Annotated in this window: 16 protein-coding genes; all 16 read left to right on the top strand. The window is 46.4% G+C overall.

What is annotated here, in order from left to right:
• Positions 1-3 precede the first annotated feature (3 nt).
• The 16 genes from tilS (at position 4) to lysS (ending at position 15,254) form a co-directional block, all read left to right on the top strand.
• Positions 4-1,422 carry a tRNA lysidine(34) synthetase TilS gene (gene tilS, locus SB724_RS18410; RefSeq protein ID WP_265973571.1) on the top strand — a complete coding sequence of 473 codons (1,419 nt, stop codon included), beginning with the start codon at positions 4-6 and terminating at the stop codon, positions 1,420-1,422.
• Positions 1,419-1,958 (top strand): hypoxanthine phosphoribosyltransferase, encoded by a 540-nt coding sequence (gene hpt, locus SB724_RS18405; RefSeq protein WP_004264611.1) that lies wholly within the window; start codon positions 1,419-1,421, stop codon positions 1,956-1,958. Before tilS ends, hpt begins: the two co-directional genes overlap by 4 nt.
• 97 nt (positions 1,959-2,055) lie before the next feature.
• Positions 2,056-3,975, top strand: a complete 1,920-nt coding sequence (gene ftsH / locus SB724_RS18400) for an ATP-dependent zinc metalloprotease FtsH (RefSeq protein ID WP_007615201.1) — start codon at positions 2,056-2,058, stop codon at positions 3,973-3,975.
• A 148-nt stretch (positions 3,976-4,123) separates the two neighbouring features.
• Positions 4,124-4,900 (top strand): type III pantothenate kinase, encoded by a 777-nt coding sequence (locus tag SB724_RS18395; RefSeq protein WP_130571797.1) that lies wholly within the window; start codon positions 4,124-4,126, stop codon positions 4,898-4,900.
• Positions 4,901-4,910: 10 nt separating this feature from the next.
• On the top strand, positions 4,911-5,786 hold the full coding sequence (gene hslO / locus SB724_RS18390) for an Hsp33 family molecular chaperone HslO (RefSeq protein WP_004264606.1): 876 nt from the start codon (positions 4,911-4,913) through the stop codon (positions 5,784-5,786).
• 45 nt (positions 5,787-5,831) lie between these two features.
• Complete coding sequence (locus SB724_RS18385; protein WP_045206448.1) at positions 5,832-6,722, top strand: peptidyl-prolyl cis-trans isomerase; 891 nt, start codon at positions 5,832-5,834, stop codon at positions 6,720-6,722.
• Positions 6,723-6,797: 75 nt separating this feature from the next.
• The gene (gene cysK, locus SB724_RS18380) at positions 6,798-7,724 is read left to right on the top strand and encodes a cysteine synthase A (protein WP_007615206.1); all 927 of its coding nucleotides are present in this window, start codon (positions 6,798-6,800) and stop codon (positions 7,722-7,724) included.
• Between the two features lie 167 nt (positions 7,725-7,891).
• The gene (pabB, locus tag SB724_RS18375; RefSeq protein WP_410572238.1) at positions 7,892-9,313 is read left to right on the top strand and encodes an aminodeoxychorismate synthase, component I; all 1,422 of its coding nucleotides are present in this window, start codon (positions 7,892-7,894) and stop codon (positions 9,311-9,313) included.
• 6 nt (positions 9,314-9,319) lie between these two features.
• Entirely contained in the window at positions 9,320-9,907 is a 588-nt protein-coding gene (gene pabA / locus SB724_RS18370) for an aminodeoxychorismate/anthranilate synthase component II (protein ID WP_410572236.1), read from the top strand.
• Positions 9,904-10,788, top strand: coding sequence for an aminodeoxychorismate lyase (gene pabC, locus SB724_RS18365; RefSeq protein ID WP_410572234.1), 885 nt, complete (start codon positions 9,904-9,906; stop codon positions 10,786-10,788). The genes pabA and pabC overlap by 4 nt, the downstream gene beginning before the upstream one ends.
• Complete coding sequence (folP, locus tag SB724_RS18360; protein ID WP_410572232.1) at positions 10,769-11,626, top strand: dihydropteroate synthase; 858 nt, start codon at positions 10,769-10,771, stop codon at positions 11,624-11,626. Before pabC ends, folP begins: the two co-directional genes overlap by 20 nt.
• A complete protein-coding gene (folB, locus tag SB724_RS18355) occupies positions 11,619-11,981 on the top strand; it encodes a dihydroneopterin aldolase (RefSeq protein WP_003150671.1) in 363 nt (120 codons plus the stop codon). The genes folP and folB overlap by 8 nt, the downstream gene beginning before the upstream one ends.
• Positions 11,978-12,481 carry a 2-amino-4-hydroxy-6-hydroxymethyldihydropteridine diphosphokinase gene (gene folK / locus SB724_RS18350; RefSeq protein WP_410572230.1) on the top strand — a complete coding sequence of 168 codons (504 nt, stop codon included), beginning with the start codon at positions 11,978-11,980 and terminating at the stop codon, positions 12,479-12,481. Before folB ends, folK begins: the two co-directional genes overlap by 4 nt.
• The gene (locus SB724_RS18345; RefSeq protein WP_032872207.1) at positions 12,433-12,642 is read left to right on the top strand and encodes a helix-turn-helix domain-containing protein; all 210 of its coding nucleotides are present in this window, start codon (positions 12,433-12,435) and stop codon (positions 12,640-12,642) included. Before folK ends, SB724_RS18345 begins: the two co-directional genes overlap by 49 nt.
• A gap of 21 nt (positions 12,643-12,663) precedes the next feature.
• Positions 12,664-13,665, top strand: a complete 1,002-nt coding sequence (dusB, locus tag SB724_RS18340) for a tRNA dihydrouridine synthase DusB (RefSeq protein WP_007409948.1) — start codon at positions 12,664-12,666, stop codon at positions 13,663-13,665.
• A gap of 89 nt (positions 13,666-13,754) precedes the next feature.
• Positions 13,755-15,254: a lysine--tRNA ligase gene (gene lysS / locus SB724_RS18335; protein ID WP_014416740.1), complete on the top strand. Its 1,500-nt coding sequence runs from the start codon at positions 13,755-13,757 to the stop codon at positions 15,252-15,254.
• The last annotated feature ends 380 nt before the right edge of the window (positions 15,255-15,634 follow it).

The raw sequence follows: 15,634 nt of genomic DNA, 5'->3' as shown, positions 1-15,634 counted from the left end.
ATTGTGAAAAGCGTGGAAGATTTTTTCAAAACATATCATCTTCAGGCGGAGGGAGAAACGATTATTGCCGGGGTCTCCGGAGGCCCTGATTCAATGGCGCTTCTCAGTATGCTGAATAAGCACTTCGGGCATTCCTCCGTTATCATAGCGGCGCATGTCGACCATCAGTTCAGGGGTCCTGAATCTGAAGAAGATATGAAGTTTGTGCAGTCATATTGCGAAGCGGAACACATCCTCTGCGAAACGGTACAGATTGATGTTTCTGCATACGCAAAGAAGAATAGGCTGAACAAGCAGGCTGCCGCGCGTGATTGCAGATATCAGTTTTTCGAAGATCTGATGGCAAAACACCAAGCGAAGTTTTTGGCGCTGGCTCATCATGGCGATGACCAGGTTGAGACAATGCTCATGAGGCTTGCGAAAGGTACGCTCGGGGCAGGGCTTGCGGGAATGCAGCCCGTCCGCGAATTTGCATCCGGCTGGCTGATCAGGCCTTTCCTCTATGCGGCAAAGGATGAAATCCTTGAATACTGCCGTCAAGAAGGGCTCAGCTACAGAACGGATGAGAGCAATGCAAAAGACGATTATACAAGAAACAGATTCAGAAAGACCGTGCTTCCTTTTTTAAAACAAGAATCACCTGACGTTCATAAAATGTTTCAAAAGGTGAGTGAAGCACTGACAGAAGACGAACAATACCTGCAGTCATTAACGAAAGAACGAATGAATAAGGTTATTACAAGCAAGTCTGACACATCGGTTGAAGTCAATTCCTCTCAATTGCTTGCCCTTCCGATACCTTTACAAAGAAGAGGAGTTCAACTAATATTAAACTATCTTTATGAAAACGTTCCATCGTCGTTTTCCGCCCGCCACATACAGCAGTTTCTCGAATGGGCGGAAAATGGAAGCGCCTCGGGAGTGCTTGATTTTCCGAAAGGGCTGAAGGTGGTCAAATCATATCAGACATGTTTGTTTACATTTGAACAATGGCAATGTGAAAAAGTTCCCTTTGAGCTGCAGCTGCAAGGAGCGGAAGGCGAGACTGCTGTTCTCCCCAACGGCTTTATGATAGAGGTGGCCGATCAGGCTGATCCTCATATCAAAAATGGGAATGCTGTTTTTATGACAAGCAGAAACAAGGTGCAATTTCCTTTAACAATCCGGACGAGAAAAATCGGCGACCGGATCAAACTTAAAGGGATGAATGGCTCGAAAAAGGTGAAAGATATATTTATTGATCATAAACTGCCTCTGCGGGATCGGGACGAATGGCCGATTGTAACGGATGCGAGCGGTGAAATTATCTGGCTGCCTGGCTTGAAAAAATCCATCTTTGACGATCTTGTGATTTCAAACAGTGACCGCATTGTATTACAATATAGACAGCATGAAAAGTGTAGGGGGCAAGCATTAACATGAAACAGGATATCGAAAAAGTGCTGATCTCAGAAGATGAGATCCAGCAGAAAGTAAAACAGCTTGGAGAACAATTAACAAGCGAGTACAGCGACACGTTTCCGTTGGCAATCGGTGTGTTAAAGGGAGCGCTTCCTTTTATGGCTGATCTTATAAAGCATATTGATACATATTTGGAAATGGACTTCATGGATGTATCAAGCTACGGAAATTCCACGGTTTCTTCCGGAGAAGTCAAAATCATCAAAGATTTGGATACATCTGTAGAAGGCCGGGACATCTTAATCATTGAAGATATTATCGACAGTGGGTTAACCTTGAGCTATCTCGTAGAACTCTTCCGATATCGTAAAGCGAAATCAATTAAGATTGTTACCCTGTTGGATAAACCAAGCGGAAGAAAAGCGGACATTAAAGCAGACTTCGTAGGCTTTGAAGTTCCTGACGCGTTTGTTGTGGGTTACGGACTTGATTATGCCGAACGCTATCGCAATCTGCCTTACATCGGAGTATTAAAACCGGCGATTTATGAAAGCTGATCGGCTGCCTGCTTCCGAGATGGTTATCGGTTGTATTGGAATGATTTTCTATGGTACTATTGAACATAGTTGTGCTTACTGTGGGAGGAGGTAAGGAATGAATCGGGTCTTCCGTAATACCATTTTTTATTTACTTATTTTATTAGTAGTAATCGGGGTTGTGAGTTACTTCCAGACTTCAAACCCGAAAACAGAAAATATGTCGTACAGTACGTTTATCAAGAACCTCGATGAGGGGAAAGTTGATAGCGTATCGGTTCAGCCTGTCAGAGGTGTTTATGAGGTAAAAGGACAGCTGAAAAAATACGACAAAGACCAGTACTTTTTAACACATGTTCCTGAAGGAAAAGGAGCAGACCAGATATTTGATGCAATTAAAAAGACGGACGTAAAAGTTGATCCCGCACAGGAAACAAGCGGGTGGGTGACGTTCTTAACGACGATCATTCCGTTTGTCATCATCTTTATTCTGTTTTTCTTCCTGCTCAATCAGGCTCAGGGCGGCGGCAGCCGTGTCATGAACTTCGGGAAGAGCAAAGCGAAGCTGTATACGGAAGAAAAGAAACGCGTGAAGTTTAAAGATGTAGCCGGCGCGGATGAGGAGAAGCAGGAGCTTGTTGAGGTTGTTGAGTTTCTGAAAGATCCTCGCAAATTCGCCGAGCTTGGCGCCAGAATCCCTAAAGGCGTGCTGCTGGTCGGACCTCCGGGAACCGGTAAGACATTGCTTGCGAGAGCCTCAGCCGGTGAAGCGGGCGTTCCTTTCTTCAGCATCAGCGGATCTGACTTCGTTGAAATGTTTGTCGGTGTCGGTGCTTCCCGTGTGCGTGATTTATTCGAAAATGCGAAAAAGAATGCGCCTTGCCTGATCTTCATTGATGAGATCGACGCGGTGGGACGTCAGCGCGGCGCAGGTCTTGGCGGCGGGCATGATGAACGCGAACAGACGCTTAACCAGCTGCTTGTAGAGATGGACGGTTTCAGTGCGAATGAAGGAATCATTATTATCGCTGCGACAAACCGTGCGGACATTCTCGACCCTGCATTGCTTCGTCCGGGACGTTTTGACCGTCAGATTACGGTAGACCGTCCGGATGTCATCGGCCGTGAAGCCGTATTGCAGGTCCATGCGAGAAACAAACCGCTTGATGAAACGGTGAACTTAAAAGCGATCGCTTCAAGAACACCCGGTTTCTCAGGCGCCGATTTAGAAAACCTTCTTAACGAAGCGGCACTTGTTGCTGCCCGTCAAAACAAGAAGAAAATTGATATGCGCGACATTGATGAAGCGACGGACCGTGTCATTGCGGGTCCTGCGAAGAAGAGCCGCGTCATATCGAAAAAAGAACGCAATATCGTGGCGTACCACGAGGGCGGTCACACCGTTATCGGACTTGTGCTGGATGAAGCCGATATGGTTCATAAAGTAACGATCGTTCCGAGGGGGCAGGCGGGCGGATACGCGGTCATGCTTCCGAGAGAAGACCGTTACTTCCAGACAAAACCTGAACTTCTCGATAAAATTGTCGGTCTTCTGGGCGGACGGGTTGCCGAGGAAATTATCTTCGGCGAAGTCAGCACGGGGGCTCACAATGACTTCCAGCGGGCAACGAGCATTGCCAGAAGAATGGTGACAGAGTTCGGTATGTCAGAAAAACTCGGACCGCTTCAGTTCGGTCAATCTCAAGGCGGTCAAGTATTCCTGGGCCGGGATTTCAACAACGAGCAAAACTACAGTGATCAGATCGCTTACGAAATCGACCAGGAAATTCAGCGCATCATTAAAGAATGTTATGAGCGTGCGAAAACCATCCTGACTGAAAATCGCGATAAGCTTGAATTGATTGCTCAGACATTGCTTGATGTGGAAACATTAGATGCGGAACAAATCAAGCATCTCGTGGATCACGGAAAACTCCCTGAGCGCAATTTCTCAGATGACCATCTTCAAAAAGACGATGTGAAAGTAAACATCCTGTCTAAAACAGAAGACGAAAAGAAAGACGAGCCGAAAGAATAGTTCGCTTTCTGATATGAAAACCGCCGGCGTATACCGGCGGTTTTTTTACTGGTTCCGTTTTGTTTACAAAAGAGCCGCAGATCGTGTATGGTATTGTAGAATGTTGAAAATGTTATGATTAGAAACTATTCAAAAGTGGTGATAGAGGTTGTTACTGGTTATAGATGTGGGGAACACCAACACCGTGATTGGTGTATATCATGATGGGGAATTAGAATATCATTGGCGCATAGAAACGAGCAGGCACAAAACAGAAGACGAATTCGGCATGCTGCTCCGTTCCTTATTTGAACATTCCGGACTCATGTTTGAACAGATTGAAGGGATTATCATCTCCTCCGTGGTGCCGCCGATTATGTTCTCTTTAGAAAGAATGTGCACAAAATACTTTCACATCGAGCCGCAAATTGTCGGCCCGGGAATGAAAACAGGTTTAAATATAAAGTATGACAATCCGAAAGAAGTGGGAGCTGACAGGATCGTCAATGCCGTTGCGGCGATCCAGCAGTATGGGGGCCCCTTAATTGTTGTTGATTTCGGAACGGCGACAACGTATTGCTACATTGATGAAAACAAACAATACATGGGCGGCGCGATTGCTCCCGGCATTACGATTTCAACGGAAGCGCTGTACTCACGTGCGGCGAAGCTTCCGAGAATTGAAATTGCCCGTCCGGACAATATCATCGGCAAAAACACGGTAAGCGCCATGCAGTCCGGCATCCTTTTCGGCTATGTCGGACAAGTTGAAGGTATAGTGAAGCGGATGAAATGGCAGGCAACACAGGAACCGAAAGTCATTGCGACAGGCGGGCTTGCGTCATTAATCGCAAACGAATCAGACTGTATTGATATTGTTGACCCGTTTCTCACTCTGAAAGGGCTGGAAATCATTTATGAGCGAAATCGCGTGGGTCACGTATAGGAGGTAAACGATGGATTATTTAATTAAAGCAATTGCATATGACGGTAAAGTGCGGGCTTATGCAGCCAGAACGACAGATATGGTTAATGAAGCGCAAAGAAGGCATGACACGTGGCCGACGGCATCAGCCGCAATCGGCCGGACGATGACAGCTTCTCTGATGCTCGGAGCGATGCTTAAGGGTGAAGATAAGCTGACAGTCAAAATAGAAGGCGGCGGCCCGATCGGAGCCATTGTCGCAGATGCGAACGCAAAGGGTGAGGTAAGAGCATACGTATCAAACCCGCACGTTCATTTTGACCTCAATGAACAAGGGAAACTGGATGTCAGACGGGCGGTCGGAACTGACGGAACACTCAGTGTCGTAAAAGATTTGGGCTTGCGTGATTATTTTACGGGACAAGTAGAGATTGTCTCGGGTGAACTCGGTGACGACTTCACGTATTACCTTGTTTCTTCTGAACAAGTCCCTTCATCTGTCGGCGTAGGTGTTCTAGTAAATCCTGATAACACCATTCTCGCTGCGGGCGGGTTCATCATTCAGCTTCTTCCGGGGACTGATGAAGAAACCATTTCAACAATTGAAAAGCAATTATCTCAAATCGAACCGATTTCAAAATTGATTCAAAAAGGCCTGACACCGGAAGAAATCTTAGAAGAAGTTCTGGGTCAAAAACCGGACGTTCTCGAAACAATGCCGGTCAAATTTCACTGTTCTTGTTCAAAAGATCGATTCGAAACGGCCATTTTAGGACTAGGCAAAAAAGAAATACAAGATATGATAGAAGAAGACGGAAAAGCCGAAGCGGTTTGCCATTTTTGTAATGAGAAATATTTATTTACAAAAGAAGAACTGGAAGAGCTTCGTGACGAAACAACCCGCTAGCTCTTTAGCGGGTTGTTCTATTTTATAAAAGGGATGGGGTAGATTTTGAAATCGAGAACACTTTTGACGATTATTGTAGCGGCGCTGTTAGTATGCAGTGTGACAGTGGCGTATAAGTTAACAAAATCCCAAGCCGCAGGGTCATCTGAAGAATCCATCGCGACAATCGGTGATAAACATATCACACGGCAAGACTGGATGAAAAAGATGGAAGACGAGTACGGAAAATCAACTCTGGAAGACATGATTAATGCACAAGTAGTGGAAGAGCTTGCGAAAAAGAATAAACTCACAGTTTCAAACAGCGAATTGGAGCGGGAGTTTCTTTTAATCAAAGCGGTGAATAATTCATTTTATGAAGACAGCCATATTACCGAAAAAGAATGGAGAGACCAGATCCGCTACAACATTCTTCTTGAAGAACTGCTGACGAAGGACATCGATATATCGGATAAGGAAATGCAATCATTTTATAATAAAAACAAAGAATTGTACCATTTCGATGATTCCTACAGAATCCGGCACATCGTCGTCAAAAACAAAGATGAGGCGGACAGGGTGCTTGCTGATTTGAAAGGCGGTTCCAGCTTTGAAGCCGTCGCCGCTGAGCGTTCCACGGACAGATACACGTCACAGTATGGCGGAGACCTCGGCTTTGTGACAGAAAACCAGGAAAATATCCCGCAGGCATATATCACAGAAGCTAAAAATCTTAAAGAAGATGAATGGTCCGCTGAACCGATTAAAGTTTCTTCAGGATACGCCGTCATTCAGCTGAAAGAAAAGCTTAAAGCGAGAACTTTCTCATACAATGAAGTGAAGAGCCAAATCAGACGCCAGATCGCGATGGATCAATTAGGTGACAAGGCGACAGTCAAAACGCTGTGGAAAGAGGCGGGGGTCTCTTGGTTCTACGGGGAAAAAAGAACTAAATGATTGACAAAAAATTTTGAAATTGATAACTTATATTTATAATACCAATAAATTTACTCGGAAATTGAGGTGTCCAACATGGTGCGTATTGCAAATTCTATTACTGAACTAATCGGAAATACTCCTATTGTGAAATTGAATCGCCTGACGGATGAAAACAGCGCAGATGTATATCTGAAGCTTGAATACATGAATCCGGGCAGCAGCGTAAAAGACCGGATCGGAGTGGCGATGATAGAAGCGGCTGAAAAAGAAGGAAAATTAAAAGCCGGCGACACAATCATTGAACCGACAAGCGGAAATACAGGGATCGGTCTTGCGATGGTGGCAGCGGCTAAAGGTCTCAGAGCCATTCTCGTTATGCCTGATACAATGAGTATGGAGCGACGCAATCTGCTGCGTGCATACGGAGCGGAACTTGTGCTGACTCCCGGCGCAGAAGGAATGAAGGGCGCCATTAAAAAGGCGGAAGAACTTGCCGAGGAACACGGATACTTTGTGCCTCAGCAATTCAACAATGCGGCAAACCCGGAAATTCACCGCCAAACGACGGGGAAAGAAATCGTAGAACAGTTTGGTGACGACCAGCTTGATGCGTTCGTGGCCGGAATCGGTACCGGCGGAACCATCACGGGAGCGGGCGAAGTGCTGAAAGAAGCATATCCATCCATCAAAATCTATGCGGTAGAGCCGGCGGATTCTCCAGTTCTTTCCGGCGGAAAACCGGGCCCGCATAAAATTCAGGGTATCGGAGCGGGATTTGTCCCTGAAACATTGAATACGGATATCTATGATCAAATCATTCCCGTCAAAAACGAGGATGCATTTGAATATGCCCGTAAAACGGCAAAAGAAGAAGGGATTCTCGGCGGCATTTCTTCCGGAGCGGCCATTTACGCTGCACTGGAAATCGCGAAAAAACTGGGGAAAGGCAAGAAAGTGCTTGCGATCATCCCTAGTAACGGAGAACGTTACTTAAGCACACCGCTTTATCAGTTTGAATAGAGACATACACACGGCTCCCGGCTGTATCCGGGAGTTTTTTTGTGCCTGAAGCATCGAAAATCCAAAAAACGTTTCGAATTTTATGGTTGGAAGTGAAATTCACTTTTTTCACCAGTGTGATTGCTTTAAAATAAAACTACAGTAAAACGAAGCAGAGGATTGATATGATGGCACAACGCAGACCGGCAGGAAGAAAAATACCTTTTACGAAACAAGCATTTTTACAGCGATATGAAAACCTTTCGAAATCGAGAAAACGGCATGTTCTGCTCGAAAGCGCGAGAGGGGGAAGATTCAGTATAGCCGGTCTAGATCCGATTGCGTCCGTCAGAGGGAAAGACGGAATTACAACGATCAAGCATGAGGGGGAAACACTGTTTAAAGAAGGTGACCCGCTGCGGGCCTTTCATGAATGGTTTGGAACGCTCGGAACGGAAACAAACGTTGGGTTTCCGGACTTTCAGGGCGGTGCGATTGGTTTTATCAGTTACGACTACGCACGATATATTGAGAATTTTAAGATGCTGTCGTTAGATGATCTGGAAACACCTGATATTTACTTTCTTGTTTTTGATGATGTGGCCGTTTATGACCATGAGGAAGAGGCGTTATGGCTCATTACCCATACCAAAGCGGAAGAAGCGGATCTTGCGGAAGAAAAGCTGTCCGGCTTAGAGGACATGTGGTGTTCCCTCCAAACGGCGGACGAGCCTTTTTCACCGCTGAATCGGAATGGGGACGGATCGTACGCCGCTCCGTTCACTGAGGAAGGATTTTCGCAGGCTGTAGAACAAATTAAACAATATATCGCGAGCGGCGATGTGTTCCAGGTTAATTTGTCCATCAGGCAGTCTCAGTCCTTATCCGTTCATCCGTATGAGGTGTATAAACACTTGAGAAACGTCAATCCGTCTCCTTACATGGCCTATCTCGAGACACCGGGGTTTCAAGTGATATGCGGGTCGCCGGAGCTATTGGTGACAAAGAAGGGGAAGAAGCTTGAAACGAGACCGATCGCGGGTACGCGTTCAAGAGGAAAAGACGATGCTGAAGACAAGGCCTTGGCTGATGAATTAATTCACAACGAGAAAGAACGTGCGGAACACGTCATGCTTGTTGATCTTGAGCGCAATGATCTCGGGCGCGTATCGCGCTACGGCTCCGTGCGGGTTAACGAATTTATGGCGATCGAAAAGTATTCCCACGTCATGCATATCGTGTCAAACGTACAGGGAGAGCTGCAGGACGGATATGACGCGACAGACATTATTCATGCGGTGTTCCCGGGGGGCACCATCACGGGAGCGCCCAAAGTGAGAACGATGGAAATTATAGAAGAGCTTGAGCCGACAAGACGGGGGCTTTATACTGGATCTATAGGCTGGTTCGGATTCAACGGAGATTTGCAGTTTAACATTGTGATCCGGACGATCTATGCAGCCGGCGGACATGCTTTTATGCAGTCCGGTGCAGGAGTGGTCATTGATTCGGTTCCGAAGCAAGAATACAAGGAATCGTTCAAAAAAGCTTTTGCGATGAAAAAGGCGTTAGAGCTGAGCGAAGAAGAGACAAAAAATCAGACGAGGTGAGCAGAGATGATTTTAATGATTGACAATTATGATTCATTTACGTACAACTTGGTTCAATATTTGGGTGAGCTCGGGGAGGAACTGATCGTCAGACGGAATGACGAGATTACGATTGAGCAGATTGAAGAGCTGGGTCCGGACTTCTTAATGATTTCACCCGGGCCGTGCAGTCCTGATGAAGCGGGGATCAGCCTCGAAGCCATCAAACATTTTGCCGGCAGTATTCCTGTTTTCGGCGTATGTCTCGGGCATCAGTCGATTGCGCAAGTATTCGGCGGCGACGTCGTCAGAGCAGAGCGGCTCATGCACGGCAAAACGTCAGAAGTTATACATGACGGACAGACGATTTTTAAAGGCCTGCAAAATCCACTGGTCGCCACCCGGTACCACTCGCTTATTGTCAAAGCGGACACATTGCCGGACTGCTTTACGGTATCCGCTCAAACCAAAGAAGGAGAAATTATGGCAATCCGCCATAATGAGCTGCCTGTTGAAGGTGTTCAGTTCCATCCGGAATCCATCATGACCTCCTTCGGCAAAGAGATGCTCAGAAACTTTATAGAGACACACCGCAAAAAGGAAGTGACGGTGTGATTATATATTTGAATGGTCAATATATAGAGGAGAAAGAAGCGGCGCTTTCTCCTTTTGACCATGGTTATCTGTACGGGATCGGCGCGTTCGAGACGTTCAGGCTTTACAGCGGCCGGCCGTTTCTGTCGGATGCGCATGTCGCCAGGCTCAACAGGGCGCTTCGGGATCTGCAGATTGCATATGAGGTGAACAAACAGGAGCTGCTTGATATGCTTCGGAGACTGTTGCTCCTCAATGACATAAAGGACGGCAGCGCGCGTGTCCGGCTTAACATCTCGGCAGGCGTCAGCGATAAAGGGTTTGCCGCGCAGACTTATGAAAAGCCGACCGTCCTTTGTTTCGTCAACCGGCTCAATCCGGAAACTCTGCCTGTTCAAAAAGAAGGCAGGCTTCTCTCTATCAGGAGAAATACGCCTGAAGGATATTTCCGGTTAAAATCTCATCACTATTTAAACAACATGTATGCTAAACGGGAGATCGGGAATGATCCCAATCTTGAAGGCATTTTCCTGACCGGAGAAGGAGATGTCGCGGAGGGCATTGTCTCCAACGTGTTTTGGCGAAAAGGAGACAAGGTCTTTACGCCATCCTTGGATACGGGAATTCTCGATGGTGTAACAAGACAGTTTGTCATTGATGAATTGAAACGGCAGGGGACAGAAGTCACCGAAGGCCGATTCCGTTTTCAATCAATGCTTGAAGCGGATGAAGCATGGTTGACAAACTCCGTGCTTGAAATCATCCCGTTTTCTAAAATAGAGGAAGTGCCGCTGCCCGGAGTGAGCGGAAAAACGGTGCAATTGCTCCGTAAGCAGTATCAGCAGGAAATAAATAAAATGAATGTACAGGAGGGGGAACAAAATGGCGCAGCAAACAATTGAACAGCCTAAACTGATTCATACAAAAAAAGGCGCTCTGTCCTATAAAGAGAAGACGCTCGTTATGGGGATATTAAATGTAACGCCAGACTCCTTCTCTGACGGCGGTAAATACGACAGTACGGAAAGGGCGCTTCTGCATGCGGCGAAGATGGCTGAAGAAGGGGCGCATATCATAGATATCGGCGGCGAATCGACAAGGCCCGGCGCATCACTCGTGTCGGCTGATGAGGAAATGTCACGAGTCATCCCCGTTATAGAACGGATTACAAGCGAGCTGGACATTCCGCTTTCAATCGATACGTACAAAGCGTCCGTGGCAGACGAAGCGGTTAAAGCGGGAGCCTCTATCCTTAATGACATCTGGGGGGCGAAAGGTGACCCTGACATGGCGTCAGTAGCCGCCGCACATGGGGTTCCGATTATCTTAATGCATAATCGCATGGAAAGAAACTACAACGATCTTATTCCTGATATGCTTGCTGACTTGATGGAAAGCGTAAAAATTGCCGCAGAAGCCGGCGTCACAGATGAAAATATGATTCTGGATCCGGGGATCGGCTTTGCGAAAAATTATGAGGACAATCTGGCTGTCATGAACAAGCTGGAGGTGTTCAGCGGGTTAGGTTATCCGCTGCTCCTGGCGACATCGAGAAAAAGGTTCATCGGCCGTGTGCTTGACCTTCCCCCTGAAGAACGTGCCGAGGGAACGGGAGCGACAGTATGCCTTGGCGTCCAGAAAGGCTGCGACATTGTGAGGGTGCACGATGTCAAAGAGATCGCAAGAATGACTAAGATGATGGATGCTATGTTGAACAAAGGAGGCGCACATTTTGGATAAAGTATATGTGGAAGGTATGGAGTTTTACGGATATCACGGCGTGTTCGAAGAAGAAAACAAACTCGGCCAGCGCTTCAAAGTAGACCTGACTGCCGAACTGGATTTGAGCAAAGCGGGAAAAACGGATGACCTTTCTTATACCATTAACTATGCGGAATTGTACAGTGTCTGCCGCGGCATCGTTGAGGGCGAGCCCGTTAATTTGGTCGAGACCCTTGCGGAACGGATCGCAGACACCGTCCTTGAGAAATTTGAGCCGGTGCAGCAATGTACGGTAAAGGTTGTTAAGCCTGACCCGCCGATTCCCGGCCATTATAAATCAGTAGCCATAGAAATGACGAGAAAGAAATCATGAACAATACGGCATATATCGGCCTCGGTTCCAATATGGGCGACCGTGAACATTATTTGCGCCAGGCAGTGGCCTTGCTCAGCCGCCATCATGGCGTGACAGTGTCAAAGGTGTCCTCCATATATGAAACAGATCCCGTCGGCTATGAGGATCAAGATCAGTTTCTCAATATGGCGGTTGAAGTGAAAACGTCGTTATCTCCTTTTGAACTTCTTGACGTAACGCAGAGCATTGAAGCTGAATTAGGCAGAACGAGAGAGATTCGCTGGGGACCGCGGACGGCAGACCTTGACATTTTGCTGTATAATCGTGAAAATATTGAAACAGAGCGGCTGATTGTTCCGCATCCGAGAATGTATGAGCGCTTATTTGTCCTTGCGCCGTTAAAAGAAATATGTCCGCAGGCGGATCATATCACGATAAGCGCTGAAACAAACCAAGAAGGTGTAAGAGTATGGAAGCAGAAATCTGGGGTAGGCGAATTCGTGCATTCAGAAAGCTGAAAGGTTATACTCAAGAAGGATTTGCAAAAGCATTAGGTGTATCAGTTTCTATTGTCGGTGAAATTGAACGCGGAAACCGATTGCCATCAGATGCCATCATTCAAGATGCGGCAGATGTTTTAAATATAAGTGCGGACGAATTGGCCCCGCCTGAAAAATAGACAAATGAAAGGAGGGGAAAAATGTTTAAAATCGGTGATATTCAATTGAAAAACCGGGTTGTGCTTGCCCCTATGGCCGGTGTCTGCAACTCAGCGTTCAGATTGACTGTAAAGGAATTCGGAGCTGGATTGGTATGCGCTGAAATGGTCAGTGACAAAGCGATTCTTTACAACAACGCAAGAACAATGGGGATGCTTTACATTGATGAACGTGAAAAACCGCTCAGCCTTCAGATTTTTGGAGGAAAAAAGGAAACCCTTGTGGAAGCGGCGAAGTTTGTAGATCAAAACACGACTGCTGATATTATTGATATTAACATGGGATGTCCCGTACCCAAGATTACAAAATGTGATGCGGGCGCCAAATGGCTTCTCGATCCTGATAAGATTTATGAAATGGTATCCGCAGTAGTAGATGCTGTTGATAAGCCGGTTACAGTGAAGATGAGAATGGGTTGGGATGAAGAGCACATCTATGCGGTGAAAAACGCCCAAGCCGTTGAACGTGCCGGCGGAAAAGCCGTTGCCCTGCACGGCCGCACAAGAGTGCAAATGTATGAAGGCACTGCGAACTGGGATATCATTAAAGAAGTGAAGCAATCCGTCTCCATTCCCGTCATCGGAAACGGTGATGTCAAAACGCCTCAGGACGCGAAACGCATGCTTGAGGAAACAGGAGTTGACGGCGTCATGATCGGCCGGGCCGCACTCGGCAACCCGTGGATGATTTACCGTACGGTGCACTACCTTGAAACCGGTGAGTTGAAAGACGAACCGAAAGTCCGTGAAAAAATGTCGGTATGCAAACTGCACTTAGACCGCCTGATTAAGTTAAAAGGCGAAAATGTGGCAGTCAGAGAAATGAGAAAACACGCTGCCTGGTACCTGAAAGGTGTCAGAGGCAATGCGAATGTACGCAACGAAATTAACCAATGTGAGACGCGTGAAGAAGTTGTGCAGCTTTTAGATGCATTTACCGCCGAAGCAGAGGCAAAAGAGCTTCAAGATGCAAAAGTAGGTTAATATACACCCTCTATTGCTGCTCACTGCCAGCTTACCGCTGGCAGTTTTTCTGCTTTTTCGTGAAAACAAAATGTAACGGAGTGATACCAATGAGTCAAGAAGAGCAAAATCATGAGGAATTGAACGACCAGCTGCAAGTCAGACGAGATAAAATGAACCAGCTGAGAGAAAACGGCATTGACCCTTTCGGCGAACGTTTCGAGAGAACGCATCAATCTCAACAGATCATTGACGCCTACCAGGAGCTTTCTAAAGAAGAACTGGAAGAAAAAGCGATCGAAGTGACCATTGCAGGCCGTATGATGACAAAGCGCGGAAAAGGGAAAGCCGGCTTTGCGCATCTGCAGGACTTAGAAGGTCAAATTCAAATTTACGTAAGAAAAGACAGTGTCGGCGAAGAACAATATGAAATCTTTAAATCTTCAGACCTCGGAGACGTTATCGGCATCACGGGGAAAGTTTTCAAAACAAACGTAGGCGAGCTTTCTGTCAAAGCGACATCTTTTGAACTGCTGACAAAAGCACTGCGTCCTCTTCCTGATAAATATCATGGGTTAAAAGACGTTGAACAGCGTTACCGCCAGCGCTATCTCGATCTCATCGTAAACCCTGACAGCAAACAAACGTTTATCACACGCAGCAAAATCATCCAAGCGATGAGAAGATACTTAGATGACCATGGATACTTAGAAGTTGAAACACCTACGATGCACAGCATACCGGGAGGAGCGTCTGCACGCCCGTTCATCACGCACCATAACGCGCTCGATATGCCTCTTTATATGCGTATTGCGATTGAACTGCACCTGAAACGCCTGATTGTCGGCGGATTGGAAAAAGTCTACGAAATCGGCCGTGTGTTCCGTAACGAAGGTGTTTCTACACGCCATAACCCTGAATTCACGATGATCGAGCTGTATGAAGCGTACGCCGATTATAAAGATATTATGAGCCTTACGGAAAACCTCGTTGCACATATTGCGCAGGAAGTGCTTGGAAGCACCACAATCCAGTACGGCGAAGAGCAGATTGATCTGAAACCTGAATGGAAACGACTCCACATGGTAGATGCGGTCAAAGAAGCGACAGGCGTAGATTTCTGGAATGAGATGACTGTTGAAGAAGCGCGCGGTCATGCAAAAGAGCATGGTATCGAGATCACAAACTCAATGACGGTGGGTCATATCATCAATGAATTCTTCGAACAAAAAATTGAAGAAACACTCATTCAGCCTACATTTATTTACGGCCACCCTGTAGAGATTTCTCCTCTTGCTAAGAAAAATCCGGAGGACCCTCGCTTTACAGACCGTTTTGAGCTGTTTATCGTCGGCCGTGAGCACGCTAATGCGTTTACGGAGCTGAATGACCCTATTGACCAGAGGGAACGCTTTGAAGCGCAATTAAAAGAAAGAGAAGAAGGAAACGATGAAGCGCATATGATGGATGAAGACTTCGTTGAAGCTCTTGAATACGGCATGCCGCCGACCGGGGGATTGGGTATCGGTATCGACCGCCTTGTCATGCTGTTAACAAATGCTCCGTCTATCAGAGACGTTTTATTATTCCCTCAAATGAGACAACGCTAATAAAAGGGCAGGCGCCGTTTCTGCTTATCGCAGTACGGCGCTTTTTTAGAAACAAGCCGCTCGTAAAACTTTTTTGATTTTCTTTTAAAAAACTATTGCACTATTATTTGTGAGGTGGTATATTATTATTCGTTGCCGCTAAACAAGGCGCTGACGAAAAAAAGAAATTTAAAAAGTTGTTGACTTCAAGAGATTGATAAGATATAATAATAAAGTCGCTTGAACGAAAGACAAAATGATCTTTGAAAACTAAACAAGACAAAACGTACCTGTTAATTCAAAGTTTTAAATAAATCGCACAGTGATGTGCGTAGTCAGTCAAACTACTTTATCGGAGAGTTTGATCCTGGCTCAGGACGAACGCTGGCGGCGTGCCTAAT

It is taken from the genome of Bacillus sp. SIMBA_031 (assembly GCF_046535225.1).
Taxonomy (GTDB): Bacteria; Bacillota; Bacilli; order Bacillales; family Bacillaceae; genus Bacillus; species Bacillus velezensis.
The sequence above is the reverse complement of the archived record's forward strand: the minus strand, read 5'-3'. Positions and strand labels throughout refer to the sequence as shown.

Excerpts from the sequence above, each read along its gene's own strand:
- SB724_RS18345 (WP_032872207.1), top strand. The coding sequence starts at position 12,433 with ATGGAAGCAGAAATCTGGGGTAGGCGAATTCGTGCATTCAGAAAGCTG.
- pabB (WP_410572238.1), top strand. The coding sequence starts at position 7,892 with ATGGCACAACGCAGACCGGCAGGAAGAAAAATACCTTTTACGAAACAA.
- ftsH (WP_007615201.1), top strand. The coding sequence starts at position 2,056 with ATGAATCGGGTCTTCCGTAATACCATTTTTTATTTACTTATTTTATTA.
- lysS (WP_014416740.1), top strand. The coding sequence starts at position 13,755 with ATGAGTCAAGAAGAGCAAAATCATGAGGAATTGAACGACCAGCTGCAA.
- folK (WP_410572230.1), top strand. The coding sequence starts at position 11,978 with ATGAACAATACGGCATATATCGGCCTCGGTTCCAATATGGGCGACCGT.
- pabA (WP_410572236.1), top strand. The coding sequence starts at position 9,320 with ATGATTTTAATGATTGACAATTATGATTCATTTACGTACAACTTGGTT.
- folP (WP_410572232.1), top strand. The coding sequence starts at position 10,769 with ATGGCGCAGCAAACAATTGAACAGCCTAAACTGATTCATACAAAAAAA.
- dusB (WP_007409948.1), top strand. The coding sequence starts at position 12,664 with ATGTTTAAAATCGGTGATATTCAATTGAAAAACCGGGTTGTGCTTGCC.
- cysK (WP_007615206.1), top strand. The coding sequence starts at position 6,798 with ATGGTGCGTATTGCAAATTCTATTACTGAACTAATCGGAAATACTCCT.
- hslO (WP_004264606.1), top strand. The coding sequence starts at position 4,911 with ATGGATTATTTAATTAAAGCAATTGCATATGACGGTAAAGTGCGGGCT.
- hpt (WP_004264611.1), top strand. The coding sequence starts at position 1,419 with ATGAAACAGGATATCGAAAAAGTGCTGATCTCAGAAGATGAGATCCAG.